This is a genomic window from Lacrimispora sp. BS-2 (genome assembly GCF_040207125.1).
Classification (GTDB): domain Bacteria; phylum Bacillota; class Clostridia; order Lachnospirales; family Lachnospiraceae; genus Lacrimispora.
On record NZ_CP157940.1, the window covers coordinates 1,907,599 to 1,930,973 of the forward strand.

30 protein-coding genes and 1 pseudogene are annotated in these 23,375 nt (G+C 37.5%); 10 read left to right on the forward strand and 21 right to left on the reverse strand.

Annotation, left to right across the window (positions count from 1 at the left end; all coding sequences use genetic code 11):
- Nucleotides 1-280: 280 nt before the first annotated feature.
- The 10 genes from ABFV83_RS09025 to ABFV83_RS09070 all read right to left on the reverse strand — a co-directional run bounded on the left by ABFV83_RS09025 (nucleotide 281) and on the right by ABFV83_RS09070 (nucleotide 7,369).
- Nucleotides 281-1,576 (reverse strand): LysM peptidoglycan-binding domain-containing protein, encoded by a 1,296-nt coding sequence (locus tag ABFV83_RS09025; RefSeq protein ID WP_349948544.1) that lies wholly within the window; start codon nucleotides 1,574-1,576, stop codon nucleotides 281-283.
- 729 nt (nucleotides 1,577-2,305) lie between these two features.
- On the reverse strand, nucleotides 2,306-2,698 hold the full coding sequence (locus tag ABFV83_RS09030) for a hypothetical protein (RefSeq protein ID WP_349948545.1): 393 nt from the start codon (nucleotides 2,696-2,698) through the stop codon (nucleotides 2,306-2,308).
- A 52-nt stretch (nucleotides 2,699-2,750) separates the two neighbouring features.
- Entirely contained in the window at nucleotides 2,751-3,815 is a 1,065-nt protein-coding gene (locus tag ABFV83_RS09035) for a type II CAAX endopeptidase family protein (protein ID WP_349948546.1), read from the reverse strand.
- 49 nt (nucleotides 3,816-3,864) lie between these two features.
- Nucleotides 3,865-4,023 carry a hypothetical protein gene (locus tag ABFV83_RS09040; RefSeq protein ID WP_349948547.1) on the reverse strand — a complete coding sequence of 53 codons (159 nt, stop codon included), beginning with the start codon at nucleotides 4,021-4,023 and terminating at the stop codon, nucleotides 3,865-3,867.
- 817 nt (nucleotides 4,024-4,840) lie between these two features.
- A complete protein-coding gene (locus tag ABFV83_RS09045) occupies nucleotides 4,841-5,002 on the reverse strand; it encodes a hypothetical protein (protein ID WP_349948548.1) in 162 nt (53 codons plus the stop codon).
- A 29-nt stretch (nucleotides 5,003-5,031) separates the two neighbouring features.
- Entirely contained in the window at nucleotides 5,032-5,268 is a 237-nt protein-coding gene (locus tag ABFV83_RS09050) for a hypothetical protein (RefSeq protein WP_054741737.1), read from the reverse strand.
- A 130-nt stretch (nucleotides 5,269-5,398) separates the two neighbouring features.
- The gene (locus tag ABFV83_RS09055; protein WP_349948549.1) at nucleotides 5,399-5,563 is read right to left on the reverse strand and encodes a hypothetical protein; all 165 of its coding nucleotides are present in this window, start codon (nucleotides 5,561-5,563) and stop codon (nucleotides 5,399-5,401) included.
- Nucleotides 5,564-5,612: 49 nt separating this feature from the next.
- A complete protein-coding gene (locus ABFV83_RS09060; RefSeq protein ID WP_349948550.1) occupies nucleotides 5,613-5,903 on the reverse strand; it encodes a hypothetical protein in 291 nt (96 codons plus the stop codon).
- A 162-nt stretch (nucleotides 5,904-6,065) separates the two neighbouring features.
- Nucleotides 6,066-6,395 carry a methyltransferase domain-containing protein gene (locus tag ABFV83_RS09065; RefSeq protein WP_349948551.1) on the reverse strand — a complete coding sequence of 110 codons (330 nt, stop codon included), beginning with the start codon at nucleotides 6,393-6,395 and terminating at the stop codon, nucleotides 6,066-6,068.
- An 800-nt stretch (nucleotides 6,396-7,195) separates the two neighbouring features.
- Nucleotides 7,196-7,369, reverse strand: coding sequence for a hypothetical protein (locus ABFV83_RS09070; RefSeq protein WP_349948552.1), 174 nt, complete (start codon nucleotides 7,367-7,369; stop codon nucleotides 7,196-7,198).
- 204 nt (nucleotides 7,370-7,573) lie between these two features.
- Here ABFV83_RS09070 and ABFV83_RS09075 point away from each other — a divergent pair, with 204 nt between their 5' ends.
- Entirely contained in the window at nucleotides 7,574-8,119 is a 546-nt protein-coding gene (locus tag ABFV83_RS09075) for a DUF6143 family protein (protein WP_349948553.1), read from the forward strand.
- A 259-nt stretch (nucleotides 8,120-8,378) separates the two neighbouring features.
- On the opposite strand, the pseudogene ABFV83_RS09080 reads toward ABFV83_RS09075, so the two are convergent.
- The 6 genes and pseudogenes from ABFV83_RS09080 to ABFV83_RS09105 all read right to left on the reverse strand — a co-directional run.
- Nucleotides 8,379-8,714: pseudogene (locus ABFV83_RS09080) on the reverse strand (IS3 family transposase); the annotation flags it as partial.
- A gap of 448 nt (nucleotides 8,715-9,162) precedes the next feature.
- On the reverse strand, nucleotides 9,163-9,756 hold the full coding sequence (locus ABFV83_RS09085) for a hypothetical protein (protein ID WP_349948554.1): 594 nt from the start codon (nucleotides 9,754-9,756) through the stop codon (nucleotides 9,163-9,165).
- Nucleotides 9,757-9,784: 28 nt separating this feature from the next.
- Nucleotides 9,785-10,189: a DUF4879 domain-containing protein gene (locus tag ABFV83_RS09090; RefSeq protein ID WP_349948555.1), complete on the reverse strand. Its 405-nt coding sequence runs from the start codon at nucleotides 10,187-10,189 to the stop codon at nucleotides 9,785-9,787.
- Nucleotides 10,190-10,743: 554 nt separating this feature from the next.
- Complete coding sequence (locus tag ABFV83_RS09095) at nucleotides 10,744-11,025, reverse strand: hypothetical protein (RefSeq protein WP_349948556.1); 282 nt, start codon at nucleotides 11,023-11,025, stop codon at nucleotides 10,744-10,746.
- 139 nt (nucleotides 11,026-11,164) lie between these two features.
- Entirely contained in the window at nucleotides 11,165-12,034 is an 870-nt protein-coding gene (locus ABFV83_RS09100) for an NADAR family protein (protein ID WP_349948557.1), read from the reverse strand.
- A 342-nt stretch (nucleotides 12,035-12,376) separates the two neighbouring features.
- Nucleotides 12,377-12,703, reverse strand: coding sequence for a hypothetical protein (locus ABFV83_RS09105; RefSeq protein ID WP_349948558.1), 327 nt, complete (start codon nucleotides 12,701-12,703; stop codon nucleotides 12,377-12,379).
- A gap of 325 nt (nucleotides 12,704-13,028) precedes the next feature.
- On the opposite strand from ABFV83_RS09105, the gene ABFV83_RS09110 reads away from it, so the two are divergent.
- From ABFV83_RS09110 to ABFV83_RS09140, 7 genes are all read left to right on the forward strand, one after another.
- Nucleotides 13,029-13,385: an IS66 family insertion sequence element accessory protein TnpB gene (locus tag ABFV83_RS09110; RefSeq protein ID WP_349948559.1), complete on the forward strand. Its 357-nt coding sequence runs from the start codon at nucleotides 13,029-13,031 to the stop codon at nucleotides 13,383-13,385.
- Nucleotides 13,378-13,737: an IS66 family insertion sequence element accessory protein TnpB gene (tnpB, locus tag ABFV83_RS09115; RefSeq protein ID WP_349948560.1), complete on the forward strand. Its 360-nt coding sequence runs from the start codon at nucleotides 13,378-13,380 to the stop codon at nucleotides 13,735-13,737. The genes ABFV83_RS09110 and tnpB overlap by 8 nt, the downstream gene beginning before the upstream one ends.
- Nucleotides 13,738-14,022: 285 nt before the next feature.
- The gene (locus ABFV83_RS09120) at nucleotides 14,023-14,775 is read left to right on the forward strand and encodes a transposase (protein WP_349948561.1); all 753 of its coding nucleotides are present in this window, start codon (nucleotides 14,023-14,025) and stop codon (nucleotides 14,773-14,775) included.
- Nucleotides 14,776-14,898: 123 nt separating this feature from the next.
- On the forward strand, nucleotides 14,899-16,395 hold the full coding sequence (gene istA, locus ABFV83_RS09125; protein WP_349944477.1) for an IS21 family transposase: 1,497 nt from the start codon (nucleotides 14,899-14,901) through the stop codon (nucleotides 16,393-16,395).
- Entirely contained in the window at nucleotides 16,388-17,215 is an 828-nt protein-coding gene (istB, locus tag ABFV83_RS09130) for an IS21-like element helper ATPase IstB (RefSeq protein ID WP_349944476.1), read from the forward strand. Before istA ends, istB begins: the two co-directional genes overlap by 8 nt.
- Nucleotides 17,166-17,408 (forward strand): hypothetical protein, encoded by a 243-nt coding sequence (locus ABFV83_RS09135; protein ID WP_349944474.1) that lies wholly within the window; start codon nucleotides 17,166-17,168, stop codon nucleotides 17,406-17,408. Before istB ends, ABFV83_RS09135 begins: the two co-directional genes overlap by 50 nt.
- Before the next feature lie 118 nt (nucleotides 17,409-17,526).
- Nucleotides 17,527-18,375 (forward strand): IS66 family transposase, encoded by an 849-nt coding sequence (locus tag ABFV83_RS09140; protein WP_349948902.1) that lies wholly within the window; start codon nucleotides 17,527-17,529, stop codon nucleotides 18,373-18,375.
- 431 nt (nucleotides 18,376-18,806) lie between these two features.
- Here the strand turns inward: ABFV83_RS09140 and ABFV83_RS09145 are convergent, their stop codons facing one another.
- The 5 genes from ABFV83_RS09145 to ABFV83_RS09165 form a co-directional block, all read right to left on the reverse strand.
- Complete coding sequence (locus tag ABFV83_RS09145) at nucleotides 18,807-19,187, reverse strand: hypothetical protein (protein WP_349948562.1); 381 nt, start codon at nucleotides 19,185-19,187, stop codon at nucleotides 18,807-18,809.
- Between the two features lie 98 nt (nucleotides 19,188-19,285).
- Nucleotides 19,286-19,681 (reverse strand): hypothetical protein, encoded by a 396-nt coding sequence (locus ABFV83_RS09150; RefSeq protein ID WP_349948563.1) that lies wholly within the window; start codon nucleotides 19,679-19,681, stop codon nucleotides 19,286-19,288.
- Nucleotides 19,682-19,782: 101 nt separating this feature from the next.
- A complete protein-coding gene (locus ABFV83_RS09155; protein WP_349948564.1) occupies nucleotides 19,783-20,109 on the reverse strand; it encodes a hypothetical protein in 327 nt (108 codons plus the stop codon).
- Nucleotides 20,110-20,324: 215 nt separating this feature from the next.
- The gene (locus ABFV83_RS09160) at nucleotides 20,325-20,522 is read right to left on the reverse strand and encodes a hypothetical protein (RefSeq protein WP_349948565.1); all 198 of its coding nucleotides are present in this window, start codon (nucleotides 20,520-20,522) and stop codon (nucleotides 20,325-20,327) included.
- 14 nt (nucleotides 20,523-20,536) lie between these two features.
- Nucleotides 20,537-21,097: a hypothetical protein gene (locus tag ABFV83_RS09165; RefSeq protein WP_349948566.1), complete on the reverse strand. Its 561-nt coding sequence runs from the start codon at nucleotides 21,095-21,097 to the stop codon at nucleotides 20,537-20,539.
- 510 nt (nucleotides 21,098-21,607) lie between these two features.
- Here ABFV83_RS09165 and ABFV83_RS09170 point away from each other — a divergent pair.
- The gene (locus tag ABFV83_RS09170) at nucleotides 21,608-22,054 is read left to right on the forward strand and encodes a transposase family protein (protein WP_349948567.1); all 447 of its coding nucleotides are present in this window, start codon (nucleotides 21,608-21,610) and stop codon (nucleotides 22,052-22,054) included.
- A complete protein-coding gene (locus tag ABFV83_RS09175) occupies nucleotides 22,047-23,363 on the forward strand; it encodes an ISL3 family transposase (protein ID WP_349948568.1) in 1,317 nt (438 codons plus the stop codon). Before ABFV83_RS09170 ends, ABFV83_RS09175 begins: the two co-directional genes overlap by 8 nt.
- Nucleotides 23,364-23,375: the final 12 nt, after the last annotated feature.

Here is a 23,375-nt window from a genome sequence, read left to right on the forward strand (position 1 = left end):
TAAAATCAGCACTTTGAATCTATGCAGCTTGAAATGCAGCATAAATGCCATATTTAGTATAGTATACGTATTCGTAAAAATAATTGCCGTATCGTCTTCACATGCACTGATAATATTATCGTACAATTTTACATAAATAAAAAGCCGTAAAGCCCTTTATTTTAAGGCCTTTAACGGCTTTTTATATTGAAACAGTTCTTTTATCTCAATCGTATCGGTCAGAGTATCACTCCATTAATTGGAGGCAATTTAAGATCAAATAAATCTTCAATCAAATCGCTTAGCCATTACCAATAAGCTTCTCTATGTAGTATTGAGTATTAATAACAAACCACATTTGGGCATCAAACCTCATAATGGTCCAAAGAGATAATCCCTGGAGATTATATTCTACTACCAGCCTGGCTCGTGCGTCAAAACTTCTTGCATCTTTCGTCCATACTACATGCAGATTCCCATCACTATCCATATAATAGAAATAGGGCGACTGTGCTATTTCACTAAATTGTATTGGTATACCGTTATCCGCTGCAATTTGTACCGCACTGTTATAAGTTATTACAGTAGCGTCCGACGCACCGGGAACATATGGAAGTGTCCAATCATAACCCAGAGCAGTAACTCCCAGAAAGATTTTTTCAGGGGGAATAATACTAACCCAGTAATCTAACATCTCTCTTAAGATATTAACCGGAAAAATTGCGTTTGGATAGCTGTAAGACCTTGCCCAGTCATAGGAAGAAAATATGATTCCATCAACAAATTCAGATAATATTGAATAGTCTATTCTTTCAAAACTAATATTAGAGGTTTCAATATCCGTAGTCGGCGTTATGGTAATCAGTATCTTGTAACCTTCTGAGTGAAATATCTCAGAGGCTCTTTTCAAAAATTCTGCACTGCTGTTTATGGTGTCATAGGTGATACTTTCGGCATATATGTTAATACCATAAAAGCCTTTCTCTTTCATTATGCGAAGGGCATTCTCAATAAGGCGGTCCTGTACAGAAAGATTATTTAAAATATTATAGGACACTTCACGGCTGATTATTCCTTCTTCTGTCATAGTGGAGACAAACATCATGGGTGCAGCGCCATAAACTTTAGCCAGATTGACAATTTCAGTGTCGTCGTATCTGAAGATAATTTCTCCTTCATTTGTAGCCCTATAATTGAATATAGTCAGATACGTTAAAAAAGGTAGTGTTTTTATTAATACAGATTTATCTATATAAGAAAAGGCATAACCAATAGTGGTAACTGTTCTTATTTTATTCGTTTGATAGCTTATGACTATAGTTTCACCGGCATACAAAAATTCTCTATCCGAAAGATAGGGATTATTTCTTAATAAATCCAATGGCGTTGTACCATGCTGCTCCGCAATACTCTCCAAAGTATCGCCAGGCTGGACGGTATAGACTATTTCCGGTTGAACAATCACAATGGTTTGGCCTATTGCCAGATTGTCGGGGTTTGTGATTCCATTTTCCAATATTAATCTGGCAACAGGGATTTTGTAATACTCTGATATGGAATAGATGGTTTCCCCTGGCTGAACAACGTGTATGATCATGGCTTTCCTCAAATGATCTTATTAATTCTATTATATGCCGCTCTTGCTTGTTCATAACATTATAATGCAAATAATTATATGTATCTGAATAATCTCATGCAATAACATGGCTACGGCAATCCTTGCTCAACAATCTATTTATACATTTGTCCATACATGGCCGACTCAATCATGAAGATATGAAATAGTCAATTTATTTCTTTCTTAATAATATTTGATTAAAATATCTGAAACTGAATTGATAATTTCATCGTTCATTTATATTCGCCTATAAATTTATCTGTCCTGTATGTTCATCAACTTTATTAATAAAAGGTATGGCTCTCCGTAACTACTTCAAACGAAGTCTTTCTTCTCTCCATCTATATGAATACAATAAACTTGACTTCTATATTCTTTAGGCACTAGACTTCTCGATTTGCACCAGTGCTCACGAGTGGAGACTTTCACTCCAGAGAACTCTTGCTTTCAGAACTCTTGGTTCGTTTTTGCACTGCATCGTAACCGCTGTTTCTAATACGCAAAATAGTATCGTACTGCCAAGACTGGTGCGACTGCCTGTCGCACATAAAAGGTACTGGATTATTCTCCAATGCCTTTTAACTGATTACAATATTCTTCCCTCTTCTTAGCCAACAACAAACCCGTACTAAAGAAATCCTTCCATATAATATGTGAAGAGGCAATTTCACATGACATCACATGTGAGGTTCGTTTCATCCATTATATTTATTCTGGTTCAAGATTGATAGAAGGTATCCGGCTGATCTGTTTGAATAGGTAGGTTTCTCCATCTATCATAATTGTAAACGTCTGCTTTTTCCCATCATATAGTATTTTGGTATTATGAAATTTGGAGCCATTGATATAATGTTCATTATCTGGTCCTTTTGAATAGGTTCCTTTATCCTTTTCATCATAATTGTAGTAATAAAATGTATAGTTATCATTTAAATCAAACGCCATAGACGCAAAAGGAAGCTTTTCACATGTGAAGGTTCCTTGCAAAGTTGGGGATTCCTTCACTGAATACTTGGATTTCAGCCAAACAAGAAAAATGCCAATTATACATATAAATAAAAAAACAAGAAGTCCAACCAATGTTTTTTTATGTGTTTTCATATTTAACTTACCTCCACCACTTTTCTATTTTTATGGCAGTTCTTAGATCTTATCATTGTTCCGGATCTTCCAAATTCTTCATATGCTGATCAACTCGTTCATCCATTGTTGGAAGTCTCCGGCTATTATTTCTATAATAGCTTGTAAAAATAACACCTGCAAACAACAACGTGTTGACCACCAGTAATAAAATTACACCATTCCATGTTACGTCTTGATTTTGAAGAACATCCTCCGTATAATTTCCGGTAATAATCGGAATCAAATTATTGTTGATAAAATGCAAAATAACAACCGTCCATATGTTATCGGTTTTTAAATAAGCCCAACCATAAAATATTCCCAATGTAACACATGTAATTAATTGTCCTGCCAGGCTTATAATCCCTACGGAAGGAGATGAATAATAAAAGAAATTAATAGGTAAATGCCACACTCCCCAAGCAATTCCAAGAACAAAAACACCGCGAACCATTCCAAACTTTTTTTGCAGTATAGGCTGAAGAAAGTACCTCCAACCGTACTCCTCTCCAAAAAATGCAATAAATATTAAAAAATAGTTTATGGGCAATGTTAATAACATCAGCCAAGTAACAGGCTTTTGCATAATTTCAGTCATGGTTTGCATTTGACCACTTAAGATATACATGATAGCGGTTCTGCTAAAGTAAAGAATTAAATATAGCAGAATAATGAAAGCAGCTATTTTCCAACGCCCGCCTCTCAATCCATAGGCAATACGCTTATCTTTTTTCTCAGTAAGAAGTAAAATCCATGCTATAACAGAACCAAGTACCATTACAAATTGAGAAATGACATTCCAATTCATTCCAGGCACAATAATACTTGCCACTGTACAAACCAATAACAGTAAAGTAAGAATTAAAAAACCAATAAAAAATCTCTTAGGAATCAGCTGATCTTCTTTGTGCGTGATTAAAGCGGCCAGTATCGCTCCCGAAGCAGGGTAAAACATTTGAGCCGAGGGGAAAACCGATACATCAAGCCCCTTAGTATAGCCAATCCCCATTAAAATACCCAGTATATACGGTAATGCAAAGACCACACCCAGAAAAATAAGCATCTGAGTTTTCTCATAATTTTTTTGATGTTCCATTTTAATCTCCTTTTTCATAACATTTATTTAATTGATTCTGTTATCCTATTTATATTTCCCCTTCTTTCCTTAATATCTGTCTCACTGTTTTATTATCTAGACAAAACGCCGATGCCACTCTCTTAATATCATTAAATCGCTGGTATTCCTTTATAATATCCTCATTGGTAAATACGCAATTCACCGGTTTGTTCATATATTTTTCCATAATTTCTCCTATAAAATAATCCTTTTCTATGCGGCCTTATTTCTATTCCGACCAACTGTCAGCGTCGATAGTAAACCCTGCCATACGCGGTGTCAGGCGTTTCTTCAACCATTAACATATGATTGTCATGGCTATCTCTCTCCATCAATCCGTTTATAGCACCTATTTATAAATTTGAAAAATAGTCCTGCTGAAATACCTCTCTTATATGGCTACCAGCAAGTTTTTCCTTCAACAGATAGCAGCCCTCTTGTGCCACTACATAATCTCTCCCATCCTTTGTCAGAAGAATATGTGATGCAGGAACCCCATCTGCACGCAATGCTTCGGAAAGCCTTACATTACTCTGTGCATAACTCTCTGCTTCCACCAGCTTTAATATATATTATCCCCCATTATACTATTTTCCTAATACAAAAGCCATCAGATTTTCATATTCTGATGACTCTAATAATTATTTCTAGTTTTATTTATATTCTCAATTATTTATTCTTCTTGTCACTTTTCTCTTAGACATCTTAAATGAATTTGAAATTTCTTCTCCATTTTCCATTACTGCAATTCGCAATCTCTTATCTATACTAACAACATAATTGAAATTTATAATACACGGCTGATTCCATCAAAAAAAGAAGGGGATAATTTCTTTTCGATTTTATTTAATGAGATATGTATCTGCTTCACAGAATGCTTTCCATATACATAGCAGCCTTTTCCTATCCCGTACAGCTTGTATATCGCACACTTTATCTGTTTTAATTATGAAATCCGGGAATTCGTTTACATTATGATGCTCGTTGTATTAGCTATATATGCTTTACTTCATATTCCTTTTAATTGAATCGGTAAAAGAAGTAATAGAGTCATCATCCGTTATTTCAACATCATCATTTCTGGCCTTCGTTGCATTTGCCATAGTTATTGCTTCTTCTTCAGAAAAACCCAAATCTACCCATGCTTGCACTTCTTCATTCAACATCGTTTCTTCCTCCAATAAAACGTCCTGGATTATCTGTGACTCACAATCATTGCAGCGATATACCCCAATCCGAAAATCACTCCCGCAACCAGCCATGATATGGCACATTTAATTATTGTCATCGTCGTCATTGCGGAGGTCAGCACTCCTGCGTCTGAGGCCGAAACACATACCATAATTGGTTTAATCAATAGAGTCCAATATCCAATGTATACAGCTAAAATTATTCCGGTGAAAAATATTGCAATGGACAAATAGCCTCTCATAAATTCCCCTCCTTGTTTTGCCCCTGTTATATATTATTCACATTATGCCCAAATGTAACACTTTTATAATTTAACTGCACTTTCACCCTTGTTTTTTTGTAGAACTCAGTCACCGTTAGGCACGGATCATCTATGCTGCTTCCAATAACCTGACAGTTATTTCAAATATACGTGTGTGTAAAATATTTCTGGAGGGTCTTATTTTCACCGGTATTTTCCATGTTGGCATTTTCATTTTATTATTTTCCCAGGCTCTTACCTCTTTCTTCTGCTTTGAAAAATAATGATTAAACATTTCTTTCCTCATTTATTTAACAGACTTCACCTCATGCTAACAAAGAAAGTCATGGTTTCCTGGCAAGCTGTAAATCTATAGTATCATATATGGTGATGCGGCCACCTAAATTATCAATAGCTATTTCAATTTCTGAAAAGAATCTTTTTCTTGTATGCTCTTCAATAGCAATATGGTCAGAATAGGTAGCGAGAAGCGATGTGTATTCTTTTGCTGTAAAGGATCTTATCCTATGATATAATTTATAACTTATATCAGTAAAACCATATTTCCGAGCTATATATGCACGCTTTTTCGCTTCATCTTCACTGTATTCATTAGCACTTGGAGCGCCAGGCATATATTCAGAATATATCTTTTGAAGTGCCTCATGAATGTCTTCTCTGCCTTTATCTTTGTATGGATGATTAGCAAAGCGAGCAAAGGCACCACCGCTTTTAAGCAGTTCAAAAGCCTTTGTGTATCCAACTTCTTCCGGTATCCAGTGAAATGCAGATGCGGATTAGATTAAATCGCAAGCATTTTTATCATACTCAAAGTCTTCAAATTTTGCTGTTACGGTTGAAAAAGAAGAAAACTCCTTGAATTTTTGACGACATAATCTTGCTAAATTTTCACCATATTCTACAGCGGTTAGCTTGCATCCTGTTTTTAGAATCGGTAATGTCGCTTGTCCTCCCCCAATTCCAACCTCCACAACATTACTTGTTTTATCAATTGTAATAAAATTAAAAATATCTTCGTATAATTCTGGAACATACTCAGGACGCATTTTTTCATACTTTTCGGCTTCCGTGTTAAAGGTCCATTCCAATCCTTTGATTATTGGCATAGCTTGCTAACTATCAATATTATGTTTCCAATGTACAGTAAATTCATTAAATTTAAAATTTTGTAAATAATCTTAATGATTAGCCTACTTTCAACTTCAATTTTTATTGAAGATATTATTAAAAGCCATCGTTGCCATACTGGCTGCAATACTGCACACTCTCTGCACTTTATAGTCAAGCCATGAGGACGATGTGAATTTCTTATAGTCTACAAGCACTCATGTGATTTCATCTGGCTGTGGATAGCCAAGTACACATCCCTAAATAATTTATCACCATCACACTTTAGAATACCTTTATATTTACTTATCTGTATCAATCAGTCTCAAAATAATTTTCTCCTCTCATTGACTTCCAGATACTTCCTGTATTGTTATTTCTAATTCATCACACTATATTTTTGAGGTGATTACATGAAAAACAATTTATCCCAATTACTTTTTAAAAGTACTAGCACCAGGGTTTACTTTATAACACTCCCAGTATGGTTACAGATAATGTTACATGAAGATTATTCACACATCGGTACCGCCGCTCAATTACACCATATTGCCGGGATATTATTACAGCAACAACATCTAAATTAGATTTATGGCATTATCAGCTGAAAGTTTCATCTGACACCCAATTACCCTCCGATTCCTATAAAAGCCACATTCACCCTTAACCTCTCCTGAGATACATCTATGTATTCACCGTTGTCTGGCAGGATTCCAATCAAGCCATCATTGCTGCCGATCACAGTCCCGAACTATACCAGGATAAACCTGGACAACGACTATCTGTTTATCTTTTAGTTTTACAATCCACCTTCTTTTTCTGCCTCGGCGGTTCCCACAGCCTCCAATCTGAACACAAACTCGTATATGTATAAGCCGGCATCGTTGCAAAGAAGGTCATGGCAAGCGGCGCCCTTACTGCTATAGCGGCCTCTGACGGGCCGACCACATCCGGATAACTGCCGCTTATCCATAAAAACACCTCTCAAGGATACTATCACTTTTAAAAATTGTGTCCTTTCTGTAATTGAATAAGGTGTGCTACTGCACATAATTTCATAGCCTATCGCAGCCAATGAATAGCTTATATAACCCTGGAAAGAAATCTGAGATTAACAGTTCTAAATTTAATGCAATATAATGTAGTGCAAATAGAATTAAAATTGAGGAGAATGTTAATGTATAATAATCTGTATTGTCAACCGGGGTTTCAAAATACAACAGAGCAAATTCCAATTTCATTATCTAAATCTCTTCAGGGAAAATATTTCGTAGGGTTGAGCCGCGAAGAATTTGGCGCCGGCAAATATGCATGGGCTGGCCTTTTTAATCCCAGATGTTCCGGCGTATTGCTTTTCGTAAATGTTTTTACGGTAGGTAACGTTACTGAAATCCCTTTTTCCTTTCAGGTTTGGCTGAATGCAACAACTTCAGGTACAGCGAAGCCAACTGATATGCAAAGCTCCGCAAACACTGCAATACAACCTGTTCCAAAACCGAATGTTCAGTTTTTATATGCAGAAAATGTCGACACAGAGCCTACGGGAGGAACGTTAATATTCGGGCGGCGTTGTCCAGCTGAAACGACAATCGTATCTGAAGAGGACGGAAAATTCATTTGTCCCCCAGGAGGGAATTTCTTGATAAATTGTCTTCCTCCGGAAACAAGTGATGAAAAAATATTGAGCCGCATTGCATTTGGCTGGTGGGAAGAGCCTTATTAATAGCATCTGCTGAATAAGGTCGCCACAAAATGGAAAACTTCAAAATCACTGATAGCTTACCCCTGCAAGCATTTGTGGCTTTTAACACGATCATGCCACAGTTTGCAGGGGCGCCATCGTATTGTCCACCATTTTACGACAGCCCATCCCAAATGCAGCGTCTAGGTCGGTTACATAATGTACACAGCAAAAACACCTTGCATAGTTGGTGAATAAATTGGACTTGTCAACATTTTTTAGACACAAAGTTAAGTTGATTTTATGCATTTCTTCGCTCAAATTGTACAGGAGAAATATAGCCCAGTGCAGAATGCATGCGCTTAGTATTATAGTATAATTCAATATATTTAAAAATTTCCATTTGGGCTTGTTCGAGTGTTTCAAATTTAGCATCTCGAATGAGCTCTCTTTTTAATGTACGATAGAAAGATTCCATCATTGCATTGTCATAAGGATTTCCTTTTCGACTATTACTATGAATCACCTTATGCTGTTTCAACAGCGTTCTAGAATTACCACTTGTATATTGTGAGCCCTGATCAGTATGAACAATTAATCCGTTTTCTGGAAGCTCCCGGCCATATCCTTGCACAAAATCAGCCTTGGGATTAAACGGATTTAGGAATGCAGGGCAAGCAATCAGAAAGTGTCTGATTGGTGTACTGCTCATGATGTCAGTATAAAATCCTATCAATATTAAGTATTAAGCACTTATTTTATCAATCATTCAATTCCCATTGTAGCTTATCCCGTCTTGGGGTAGATGGAGCTGTTAAGCTGATCCACAATTTTGTTGATGCAAATATAGAATGGAATAAGGCGAGCCGCTTGTAAATTAATATTTTTCAAGTTGTATTATTTTATCAAATTGAAGAAGCTATGTGCTGATTTAAAGGTCAGTACATAGCTTCCTAGTTAAAAGGATCATTCCTAAAACATTTAAGTTTAGTAGGTCTGTAAATAAAGATATATCATTTGTTGTAAATCCTAACATTGTCGCACTAATATACCTTAGAATTTCATTACTATTACGAAAAGTAAATTTACCTATTTATTAATGTATCTATTACATTGTCTTTTTTAGAGAGATACCAAGAAAGACAATACTCTAAATCCATTTTATATTGGTTAGCTATCTTGTCAAATCCCCACCTTTTTTGCTGGTCGGATTCCTTTTCCATATGGGTTTTAAAATTTTGCTTTTCAAGGACATCCTCAGTTTCAAGTAACCGATGGGCCATTCTCCGGACGGAAGACGGATCCTCTCCTGGGACATTTTGTTCCCTTAAATGTACACTCAGCGCTATCATTTCAACCGGAGAGGCATTTTCTGGATTTACATTATTCACATAAATTTTACTAGTAAAATTATTCCCTTGCTTATCCCTTCCTATAGCCAGAATGACAGGATTCTCTTTTGTAGAAGTATCATCATACTTCATATGCAGAGGCTGATTTGTTAGACAATGAACCACGCTATACAAATAATCAGGTCTTAGATTATCTACGTTTTCCTCTGCACTTATCTTTTCTATTTCTGAAGAAGTATTTAATTGAAAGATATTATCTTCAACTTTTCTGGCAGTTGGATAACTTAGGGGTTTTGTTACATAGTTATTTCCTATGGTTAAGCTCATTTAAAAACCTCCAATATCAGTATATTAATTAGTATGTAAATGTACCAGATCTCTCTATAGTATTATATGGAGAACCATAAGAAGTAGTTTTAATTCTAAATGTATGTTTTCCCGTCGTAACAGGCCCACAGTCATAATAGCGATCAAAACCAATCGGTGTACCAGCATAATTTGTAATTACATCGTGCCAAAATTCCTTTGTCTTAACATTATCATATGTCGCAACCGCGCTTCCATGACCCATTGTTCTTACTGCAAAATATACACGACCATTCATAGAATCTAGAGCAGGACTACCAAAGTTCTTATCCCAAACTCCTTTTTCTATAATATTCACACTTGAGACCGGTTGTAGCGGCGCCGCAAAAGCAGTCATTGAAAATGCCATTAAAACAGAAATTGTGATTAATAATGTTGATATTACTCTTTTCATATACTTTTCCTCTCTCTCATACAGTAGAATTAATATCCTTACTTACCCCCTAAACTCCCATAAATAATACCATATTTATCCAATCAATTCAAGTGTCGGTGTTAGTCGCCAAGTCGTATATAAAAAAATCATACAACCCTTATCATCCAGTTTACGCCCCTTTACAGTCAATCGGGACACAAAATTTATATAGAAAAGATGGGAAAATCCTTAAAAAATCCTGATTTCATCTATTTAATAAGTCTTTGCTTCAACTTTATATGAGTATAATAATCATCACCACATTTATACACAGGGCTATCCGTTGCCCAACTAGGAAACGTCAATAATTCATACTTAAATTTCACATCATCAACATTGTCATATAAAGCTTTCAGAAAATCTTTCGTGTGTGGTTCTAGTTTATTAAGCGATACTACCAGATTATACTTTCCATTTGTCTCTCTTTCGTAGTCAGACTGTATTCTAACATATAATAAATTTATATATTCACCTGCCTTAAAATTGTGGTTTCATTAAAAAAAGCAACCAAATGGGACTACTTTTATTGGCTTTTATCTAAATATATAACGGCTTATACACTTACCTATAGCGTCTCTGCCACCTGTAACTATATTAAAATTAGTTGAAAATGGTTCTTCTTTTATGGCCCACCGAGTCTTTCCGACACTTAAATCATTCGGTTTCTGCTTGCTTTTATTTTGACTAATTACATTTAGTAGTTCATCACAAAGATTATATGCGCCTAATTTATATGCGGATGATACAGGATCAGTTGTTTTTATACCTAATACCAGTTCTTTTTTCTTTTTCTCTAATAATCTCTTAATATCCATAAAATTATCTCCTTCACTTCTAAGCATATCATACGACAGAAGGGTTAATTTATCAATGACACCCATAAAATCTTGTTTTCAAAAAGCAGCCAAAAAGGCTGCTTTAATTGTTTTTATATAAAGAATGTTATTAGATTATTCACTGATCTACCATGCTCCAATCGCAAAGGGATTCATTTTGTGTAATCCTGCGAAGCTCATCTCTCACTTCCATCAACGCAAATCCCAATAGGTTTTGGCCACGCCATTTCAACGGGTTCTGTGCATCAGAGGAGTCAGCAGAGAGTCGAATTCCCCAAATCGCATCATAAGGGCTTGCTTCCACCAAAACACGGTCGCCAGTCGATAGTAAAAAGTCCCTTAAATCTCGGTTCTGGCTGAATTTGCACCAGTTTCCATTAAGTACAATGGAATATTTGGCCTTATCCCATAGCGCTTGATCAAAACCTCGGACTTTTCTTCCAAGTGCCTTAATCTGACTAGGATTTTGAAGTTCAACAATCTGTTGCCCTATTTCCTTGTCTCCAAACAGTTTTGCTTTCTGTTCCATCATAAATTGCTCCATGCAACAGTAGTTCTGAGCTATAGAGCAGAATTCCTCTATCCACCATTGACTGAAACAGCTTTTGGTGATACTTCCATCTTTTGACGGTTGATGTCCCCAAAACAGGCATAAGTCATGCTGCTTACCAATGGCAACCTCCTGTTGGAGTTGGATTAGAGTGTATTTAGGCACTCCAAGTTGCTGCCATAAGGGAATACTAAATTCTTCATGTGTTAGCACTTGTTCGGTATCATTATCTTCCCACCAGCCTTTCCATGTAACTGGCTCTGGAAATAAGGTCTGGCACTCCGTTCGTTCTTCTTGGGAAAGAGTATCCCACCAGTTGGAAAATCGAATCATGTAATCCTCTCCATAACCCATGCGCCAGCCAATTGAGTATCGTTCAATCTTTGGGTAAGCTAACCAAGGAGGAGGCATTATTTTCTTACCTTTTTTAATATGCATTTTCTATCGTCCCTTCTAAATTAGAAGCTAGCAAAAAAACCTCACCTTAACGCCAGCTTCCAATTGTCATATTATTTTTTTATTTTATCACAAATCCAAGAGCATGGAAATACCTTCCTTTTTCACACTTCCTTCTTAAAATATCTCTTTCAAACCGTGTTTTTATAAAGTACTGCTTTGCTTGTAATAAAAAAGCAACTACCATTTTAGATAGTTGCTGTCATATAATCACCTTATTACTCTTAGCTTCAATATTCTCTGAATTCTTAAATTTGTACCAGGCATTGATGTGTATGAACTGGCTTCTGCTAAACAGATTGGTCCGCACCTATGGATATTAACCTATTTCATCTGTTTCCAATATTTTGATAGAAAACCAAATGTAATAATGGGATTTAAGAAACCGGTTAATGAGGTTATAATACCCACATCATGTATTGCCACATTTAGAACCATTGTAATTATTGTAATAACTATAATGGCATAAAAAGCAATCTTTCTTTTCTTAATTAACAACAGTATATAAGCTGCGCAGCTAGCAACACCTATAACAGCCAAATCAAAAAATCCTAATGTACAATTGACAATTAGAACAAGAGCGCTTAAAACGATGCAAATGATACTCCAGATTTTAATACCTTTACCAAATACTAATGTTTCTTCATTCATCTTATTACCTCACACTTCTTTTTATAATACTACATTTTTATAATCGACCTTATTGATAAATTCTTAAGTTTTTAAAAAAGAAAAGAAGTCGAGTGTTTAGCCCGTTTCTGAATTGACGATAAGCGGCAATAGACAATGCTCTTACTCTTATATATTTTTGAATCCTTGCTCTTCCAATCTGATATTTATCTGACAAGTAGTAAGTAAACGTTAAATAGCGAGAACCTATACTCTTCCTGATCATTTTGAGATAATGGATTCAACTACTATTACTTGGTATAAAAAGTTGAGTACTAAACTTTTGGTACCGGTCAGGAGGAACCTAATGAACTCTACAACTAGTATGATTGCTGAAGAATACCGTATTCAGCAATGGGCTACCGATATCCAGGCTTGCCAGATGCGCCCGAAAGACATATCTGTAGCTGCCTGGTGCCATGAGCATGGTATCACAAAAGCGAATTACTATTATCGCCTGCGTCGTGTCCGTGAGGCTTGCCTTGATGGCGTGGAGCAGACCAATCCGGCTCCGGTCTTTGCCCAACTTCCCACCGGATCAGCTGTTGGAAATTTAATGGAGCCGGATGCAATCATTCGCTTTGGCGACTGTTCCATCGAAATAAGGAATTCAATCTCGGCTGATCTGTTGGAAAAGCTGCTCCAACTCATTCATCATGCTTAATGATGCTGGCAGTGGTTACAAGGTGTTCCTCGCATGCGGTTATACAGATCTGCGTAGGGGAATTGATGGCCTTTCCACTCTCGTCAAGAACCAGTTCCTCCTTGATCCATTCCAGACAGGGATCCTGTTTCTTTTTTGCGGGCGTAGGACTGACCGGATCAAAGGACTCTTATGGGAACAGGATGGATTTTTACTTCTGTATAAAAGACTAGAGGCCGGCCGTTTTCAGTGGCCCCGCAATGAGCAGGAAGTCCTTGCCATCACTCCAGAACAGTATACCTGGCTGATGCAGGGACTGTCTATTGAGCAGACTCGGAGGATCAAAAAGATCCAGCCAAGGAGACCTCTATGAGTTTGTGCAAAACAGAGAAATTATCTGAGGAGAAAAAGTGTACTTTTTTTCATAATGACGCTTATCCACAAGAGAATGCCAAGATTTTTCTCCTGTCCTTGACACCCATCTTGCGGAGTTGTCTCCTTGTGGATATCTGTTTGGGATACCCTGCTTCTCCAGTCATTTCTACTCTTTTTTCTACCTATCTTGTTTCGTCAAAATGCCGATGCCTCCTGATTTCTGGATTCGCTTTTTCCTGCTCTGTATAGTATAATAAGACTATTATAATCAGGAGCGATGGACATGGCCAATACATTTACAGAAGAACAACTGAATGAGTGCAGCAAAGAGATGCTTGTGCAGCTCTTTTTATCCATGCAGGAGCAGATGGGCCAGATGAACCGGAACATGGAGCTTTTGATTGAACAACTTTCCATTGCAAACCAGAAGCGCTTTGGGCGTTCCAGTGAAAAGCTGGACATCGATGGCCAGTTGAGCATGAATGACTGCTTTAATGAGGCGGAGGTCATTGCTGCCTTGGGGACTGACCTGGAACCGGAAATGGAAGAGGTTTCTCCCTGCACCTATAAACGCCGGAAACAGAAAGGAAAGCGTGAGGAAGACTTAAAGGGCATTGAGACCGTGGAGGTCCTGCACGAACTGGACAAAGACCAACTGGAGCAGATCTTCGGCAAAGATGGCTGGAAACGGCTGCCGGATGAAGTTTATAAGCGTCTGGATTTTCACCCGGCTACCTTCAAGGTACTGGAACACCATGTGGCAGTTTATGCTGGAAAGAACAACGAAACCATGGTAAAGGCAAAACGCTCCTATGATCTTCTGCGCAACAGCATTGTGACTCCATCTTTAGAAGCTGCCATCATAAACTCGAAATATGTAAATGCCATTCCATTGTACCGGTTAGAGCAGGAGTTTGCCCGCAATGAGATCCATCTGTCCCGGCAGAACATGGCAAATTGGACCATTCAGTGTGCAGAGCGCTACCTGTCTCTGCTTTGGGACCGTATGCATAAGGAAATGTGCAGCTGCCTGTGAATGGCATAATAAAAATACCCACTTTTGGCGGAGAAAATTCCCCACTTTGTTATGCCTAACATAAAGATACAGTTATACTGAAAGCGTAACAAATGAATCTCCCCATAAGGAGGAAAATTTATTATGCTGGAGGTAGACATGAAAACTACAATTATGACTCTGTATCAGAAAGGATATAACAAAACCCAGATTGGGAAGATGCTTGGCGTTGACAGAAAAACCGTACGCAAAGTGCTCAGGGAAGAAACGCAGGGAAAGGAGCTGCTACAGGAAACACAGGAGGGAACCTGGCCATCCATGCTGGATGAATACCGGGAATACATAGAAATCCAGTTATCCAAGGAATTGTCCATTACCCGCATCCACCAGGATCTGCAAAAAGAGTTCGGAGTTGCCTGCGGTTATACCACCCTGCGTGATTATGTGAAAAAAATAAGGAAATCCCAGCCTCACGCCTACATGGTGCTGCATTCCCTGCCAGGCGAAGAGGCACAGGTGGATTTCGGCTATATCGGAACTTTGAAAGTAAATGGAACACCCCGTAAAGCATGGATATTTGTCATGTCTTTGAGCTACTCCCGATACATGTACGTCGCTGTTACTCTGGATCAGAGCGTGCAGACCTTCATCCGGTGCCACACAGAAGCATTCCGGTACTTTGGCGGAGTTCCCCAGACCGTAAAGATTGACAACTTAAAGGCTGCTATCGTAGAAGCAGACTTTTATGAGCCGACTGTGCAGCGTACCTATGCCGCTTTTGCCGGTCACTATGGTTTCCTGCCCAATCCCTGCCGGGTATACACACCAACCGATAAAGGGAAAGTAGAATCGAACGTGAAATACGTAAAAGAAAACTGCTTTAAGGGACGGGATTTTAAAGAGCTTGAGCACGCAAAGCTGTTTCTCCTGTCATGGCTGAAAGAAACGGCAAACCGCCGGATACACGGGACAACCGGCCGAAAACCGGAGACCGTATATCTTGAGACAGAAAAAGCATATTTAAAGCCGCTCCCTGCACAGGATTTTCTCTTTTCAAAATCCGGGACAGCAACCGTAAGGACAGACTGCCATATCGTTCATGGCGGCAATTATTATTCTGTGCCTTACACTTATATCGGAATGGATGTGGATGTCATCGAAGTGAATCATTTACTGAAGATCTACCATGCCGGAAAAGAGATCGCCCTCCACAGCCTGTGCGAAAATGCAAAGGGCGAACATGTGACGGATAAGAAGCATTACCCATCTACCAAAACAATAACACAGGAGGAGCTTTTGTCAAGCTACCGCGAAAAAATGGCGGAGGTGGGGTCAGGCGCACTGGCATTTTTGGAAGCATTTAAGGATACAGATATGTACCAGTGCCATCATTACCGGAGCATTTCCGGTATCCTGGCACTCCGGAAAAAATATGGGGAGGATGCTATAGACAAAGCCTGTAAAAGGGCATGCCATTATGGGAACATTACCTACCGGGCAGTAAAAAGGATCTGCGAAAGCGGTCTGTATAATCTTCCGCTGGAAGATGCACAGGAATCGTCTATGGAGGGAAGAAGCAAAATCAGAAATCTGTCTGATTACCGGCAAATGACAGGACTGGGGGTGATCAGTCATGAATGATTCATTACAGGAAAAGATTAAAAAGCTCCATCTTGCCGGAATTCTCCAAACGGCGGATATGCGGGCAGAACAGGCAGCAAAGGAGCAGATGTCCTATATCGAATTTCTTGAACTGCTTATAAACGATGAAAACCTTAACCGCTCAAGAAACAGACGCAACGATCTAATGAAGCGTTCACGTATGCCCCAGCACAAAACGATGGAAGAATTCAACTTTTCATGGCAGCCCTGCCTAAATCGTCAGGTCATCTATTCCCTTGGAACCTGCGAGTTTATCAGGAAAAAAGAAAATATAGCTTTTATCGGACTTCCCGGAACCGGAAAGACCCATCTCTCCATCGCGCTTGGCATCAAAGCCATTGAGCAGGGGTATACGGTGCTGTTCACCACACTTTCGGAAATGATGGAGGATTTATACATCTCCCGTGCGGACAACTCTTTCCGTCAGAAACTGAAGAAATACATTTCACCGGATTTGCTGGTGATTGATGAGTTTGGTCTCAAGAAGCTGGGTCAGACAAATGTGGACGACCTTTATGAAGTGATCTCTAAAAGATACGAGGTAACCTCTACCATCATCACTTCCAATAAGCAGTTTGATGAATGGGGGAGTATTCTTTTTGATCCGGTGCTGGCAACAGCTATCCTTGACCGTTTTGTGCATCACTGCAGCTTTATTGCCATAGAAGGTGAAAGCTACCGGATGAAAGAAAGGGAGCGGATCAGTGCTGTGAAACGGCGGGGCAGACCGAAAAAAGAGAGCGCAGAAAATGGAACAAATGAACGAATGGGCAAAATGGAAGATAGCGGGGATTTATGAGATGCAGGAAAACAGACTGACACGAAATGAAGCAATAGAAGCGGCAGATATACTGAGAGATATGCTTGATGATGAGCAAAGAAAAACCGAGCTGCTCAAACAGCGTAATAAAGAACTGGAATTATTACTTATGAAGAATGATATCGCAATTCCTGATTATGAATTATGGCATGACGCTTTGAAGATGGTGTAAAGAAGCAGGGAGAAACTGGGAAAGGCATCAATAGCGGTGCTTTTCCCAGGATAAATAAAGTGGGGAATTTTCTCCGCCATTTTTGGGACTTTTTTATTGACAATCACACTGCCCGGTCATTCAGGCAGATGAGACACCCGTCCTGGTCAACAAAGACGGAAGAAAGGCAGGCTCTAAGAGTTATATGTGGGTCTATCGGACGGGAAAACTATATGACTCACCTCCCATTGTCCTGTATGAATACCAAAAGACGCGCAATGCCAGCCATCCGAGAGAATTCCTCAAAGGCTATCAGGGGATCTGCGTGACAGACGGGTATCAGGTATACCACACTCTGGAAAACGAACGGGAGGACTTAGAGATCGCAGGATGCTGGTCTCATGTCCGGCGTCGATTTGCAGATGTGGTCAAGTCGCTGGGCAAAGAGAAAGCGAAAGACACGCTTGCTTATCAGGCACTGGAGCAGGTCGGAGCAATCTTTAAACTGGAAGCGGCATTTGCAGGCCTGACTCCAGAAGAACGGGCCAGCCGGCGTCAGACCAGCACCAAAGTACTGGTTGAGGCCTATTTTGAGTGGGTAAGAGCCAATCAGAATCAAGTACCGCCAAAATCAGAGACTGGAAAAGGATTTACTTATTGCCTAAATCAGGAAAAGTATCTGAAGGTGTTTTTAAACGATGGCCGTGTTCCAGCCGACAATAACGCTGCAGAACAGGCAATCCGTGGATTCTGTATTGGAAAAAAGAACTGGCATATGATTGATACGATTCATGGAGCCCAGGCCAGTGCCATTATTTACAGCATAGCGGAAACAGCCAAGGCGAATCACTTAAAGCCATACCACTATTTTGAACATCTGCTGACAGAGATACCAAAACATATGGATGATACCAGTGTAGATTTCCTTGAAAGTCTGCTTCCCTGGTCCAATGATCTGCCAGCAGGATGCCGGAAATCTAATTCGTAGTCCAGGCCGTCAGAAATGGCGGCTGTTATTTTGTCAAGGGACTGGCTATGGGGCGTTTACAGTAGTAACATGAGCCCACCCCATCTATATATTCCTGTGCAACCATCGCACGAAATTCAGGCGAGTGTAAAGATTTGGGCATAAAACATACCTCCTAAGTAGATTTTGGTTATTTACCATGTCTACTTAAGAGGTATCATATCAGCAGCTCCTTTAATACTCACTTTATTTATTTTTTTGTTTCTTTAAGTGCCAGACAAAAACTAATTATAAACCATATTACTGCTATAAATGTAATCACATTAATACGTGCTTTAATTATATCTTCCAAGTGCATTGCATCAATGAAAAAAAGACCTAAAAACCGTATACATAAGAATAAAGATGCACATATTATATTGGTTAAATAAAATAATATTTTTTTCATAACTTTAAAATTTATAATATTTTAAACAGGTTCCGTCAGTTTTATAAAACTGATTTTTGTAATTTTGTAAACTCCCAGCATCCTTTACTTTATTTCCATTGAGATTTTGGGCATATACAGTTGAACCATCAAGTCTAATTAATTGAGAACATGATTCAGTGGAAACGTCTGCAAACATATATTTGGTTTCTCTTCTTAAAAAATTGCCTGAATATTTTTGCGTTACTTTATAATCATATTTTACCAATTTCCCATAACCAACAGCAAAGAAAGCTCTGTGGGTAGCATTTTTTCCATCGGATAACTTAGTGCTGGCAGAAGAACCGCTAGTTTCGCTTGTAAATTGAGTTTTCACTGAATTGCTTCTCTTCTCTGAAAATGACATATTGGCTCCCTCCTATTATCACTTGATTTATAGGCACTATAAAAGACACTGGAGAATAATCCAATACCTTTTAATTGATTACAATATTCTTCTCTTTTTTATTCTTCTTTCTTTTCCGGTTCATCTTTAATAGTTGGTAACTTGCTAATCTGTTTAAACAAGTAGGTTTCTCCACCCATCATAACTGTGAATGTCCGCTTTTTTCCATTATATACTATCTTAGTATTATGAAATTTAGGACTATTGATAAAATGTTCATTACCTGATCCTTTAGAATAAGTTCCTTTATCCATTTCATCAAAATTATAGTAATAAAATGTATAACTATTATCCAAATCAAATTCCATAGAAGTAAAGGGAAGTTTATCACATGTATAACTCCCTTGCAAAATTGGAGATTCCCTCATTGATTTCTTGTAATCAAGAAAAATACCAACTACACATATAAATAAAAAAACAAGAAGTCCAACCACTATTTTTTTATGTGTTTTCATATTTACTTCACTTTCACTACATCTAAATAATCCATAGTAGGCACTTTTAGGTATTCATCGCCGGCATATTCCGATTTGCCATTCCCCGCAATAGGTTTTCTTTATTTATTATACTTAGTAACCGTTATGTTTTTAGAAATTAATAATTTAACAGGAGTATTTAAATATGGAGACGTAACCCACTTACCTGAAGCACCCGTTTTCCCCGGACTAACACTCATACTAAAAACACCATACCCTACACTGAATGAAACACTAGTCTCATATCCTCCATCCGACCAGTAAAATCCACCAGTTGATGAAAAAACAGTACCATTGGCTGGTTGATTTGCAGCATAACCAATTTTAACCTTTTTAGCTACATTAGTCCCTACTTTTTCTAATTTATATCCATATGACGGTGAACGCATCTTGTTTAAGTTCACCATTAATTGATCTTCGAAATCTCACTCAGCCTTATCAATTATTTCTTGGGGTATTTTTATAATTACTTCTTGGTTCTTTGTATCAACACTTGATCCAATCTATATACCATCTCAATATGTATAGAATTTCTTTAAAATTGAAATGTCGTATTCAGAAAGGGGGGGTTGTGTGTCAACGCCCCTTTTATAGATAATAAATAATATCTTTTTATTATATTTCACTCTGACTCATTCTTTTTGTCAAGTCCCCCTCTTACTACACGGTAAATTGGTATTGATATTAATAATAGCGGGAATAGCCATATCATACCATTATAATATGCAATTGACGAATTAGCTTTCAGTACACATATTATTAAACTTTCAAAAGTGGCCATTGAAATATAAATGCTATTAGACATCTTTAAATCACTCATTTTAAACCTCATGCTTACTGATATTTTGGGTCAATATAATCTGCTGTTCTTGTGGAATATGTACTTATTCTGGTATTCCCTGTTGGTTGGCCATATTGATATTCCGCATACCGTTCTTGCGTCAATGTATAATCAGCATACACTCCTAATCTGCTGTATTTACTTGAATCCGCTGGAATTGTGGTTGCCACGGAAAACGAATAACTGAAACCTATATTTAATGTAACTCCTTGCCAGGGATAACTTGCGCTAACACTATAATTTTTACCACTAGCAATAGTATAGCTAGATGCCTTTGTCCAATTTGGAGTTCCAGAGTGATAACCAACAAAATGATGATTTAATTTAGACTTGGCTATAGTTTCTTGCAATCTCCACTCTTCTCCATATCGTGGTTGCAAACTTCTATGAGCCTTTACATAAATCTCGTAATCTTCCGCTGTTGGAAAAATCAATTCATTACCACTTTGATCAATATAAACATATTCACTTGTACTTTTTGCTTCCATTGCATTTGTCGTTGACGCAAATACATTTAATGGAGATGCGATAATAGACACAAATGCAAAAACCATTGCGAAAATCTTAACCTTTACTTTTTTTATACTTTATATCTCTCTTCTTAAACATCTTTTTGGCTTATAATGAAACCACCAATTTTTCTACATTTCATTAAATGCCCGTCAAAACTAAATCATTGGAATCATCTCCCTAGTGCTTATTTATTATGGTGACACATTTATTATATAACTTTACATAATAAAATCAAACATCTACTTGTCGCATTCTTCGACAATATGATTAATTCTTAAATATTTTTTGTGATATAATTAATATTATCTTAGTTCTTTTCGAAATGTCTTTTAATTCCTGATTTCATTCCCTAGCCAACTAATTCCACTATTCTTTCTCCACATTTATTTAAGCCATATTTTTGATATGCTTCCTTTAGTGATTCGACACTTTTTCTGCTTGTTTTACTGTAGTGAGATTCGTTACACCGTAAGCGATCAACAGGTTCTTTCCAGAGTTAGTTGTATTTACATTGTTAAAGGTGTATAATTACTCCATAGGACGGTGATTACATGGAGACTAAAATTATAAAACTATTAGATTCTTCTTTAGAATGTATTGATTGTAAAATTAAAGATGATAAGATAATTCTACATATTTATTCCACAAAGCAAAAACTGATCTGCCCTTATTGTGGTAATGCATCTTCAAAAATACATTCTGTTTATCAAAGGGAACTTCAGGATATCCCTTTACATGAGAAACAAACAATTCTACTATTGGATACAAGAAAAGTATACTGTGATAATCCGGAGTGCAGTCACAAAACTTTTTCGGAACGCTTTGATTTTGTTGTACCTAACGGAAAGAAAACGAAACGTCTTGTTGAAAAGATATTAGTGACATCTGTTAAATTAAGTTCAGTAAGTGCATCATCTTTACTTAAAGCGGATTATGTCAAAACCAGTAAAAGCAGCATCTGTGACCTGATTAAAAAAAATGCCTTCCCTTGTGGATAAATCTGCTGTTACAAAAGTTTGTGTGGACGATTTTGCTTTTCGAAAAAGATATACTTATGGCACAGTTATGGTCGATTTAGAAACACACAGAATTATTGATATTATCGACTCAAGAGAAACGAAACAGGTTGAGGATTGGCTAAAATCCTATCCTAACTTAGTGGTTATTTCGCGTGATGGAGCCCAAACATATTCATCTGCTTCAACGAATTCTCATCCAGATGCACTTCAAATCAGTGACAGATTTCATCTGTTGAAAAATCTATCGGATGCAGTACAAAAATATATGTACCGTCTATTTCCTTCCAGATTGGTGATATCTGCCACTTCACAGAATGCAGAAATGCAGGCGCTATATGATACAAGAAACCGTACAGAAAGAATCCATTTTGCACATAAAAAGCGTCAGGAAGGATATATGACGGATGATATTGCTTTGCTTTTGCACTCATCATCCTCTACAATAAGAAAATATCTTGCCATTCCAAAAGATAAAATCCCTGAAGCGAAGGAAAATGCCCGGGAACGTCAGCATATCAGGCAAATGCAAAATAAACAGCAAGCAATTGAAGAGGTCAGAACTTTATATGCACAGGGGAATGCAATTGACAAAATCACATATTTAACTGGTCATACTACCTTAACGGTAAAAAACTATCTGAAAAAAGACTGCCCACTGAGTAATGGACACTACGATTGCAGGAGGCCAGGCAAATTGGCATCTTACGAGCAAACAGTCATTGAAATGCGTTCAAATGGAATAACTTATGACAAAATTCATGAGCATATTTGTAAAAATGGGTACACAGGCACGGTTGCTTCTTTAAGAATGTTTATGCAGAAAGAAAGAACACATTTAAAGAACGTATCAAAAAATGAAAACGAGCCTGTTGAATATATTCCACGCAAGTTCTTTTGTCAGCTTATTTATAGGGAATTAGAACGTGTAAAAGGGTTAACACTTAAACAATATGAAGCTGCAATTAAAAGATATCCTGTCTTAGGAAAAATCTATTCGCTGCTTAGGGAATTTCATCGTATTATATTTTCCCGTCAAAGTAAGGAATTGGATTCATGGATTACAAAAGCAAAACAATTAGAAATTGATGAGGTGGATACATATATTAATGGTTTGAAACATGATATTACAGCAGTAAAAAATGGTATAGATTTTGAATATAATAATGGGTTGGCTGAAGGAAGTGTGAATAAAATCAAGCTGATCAAACGAATTATGTATGGGAGAAACAGCTTTTTACTATTAAAAGCAAAGCTGCTTCTCAATGAATATTATTATCAAATCAACTAACTCTGGAAAGAA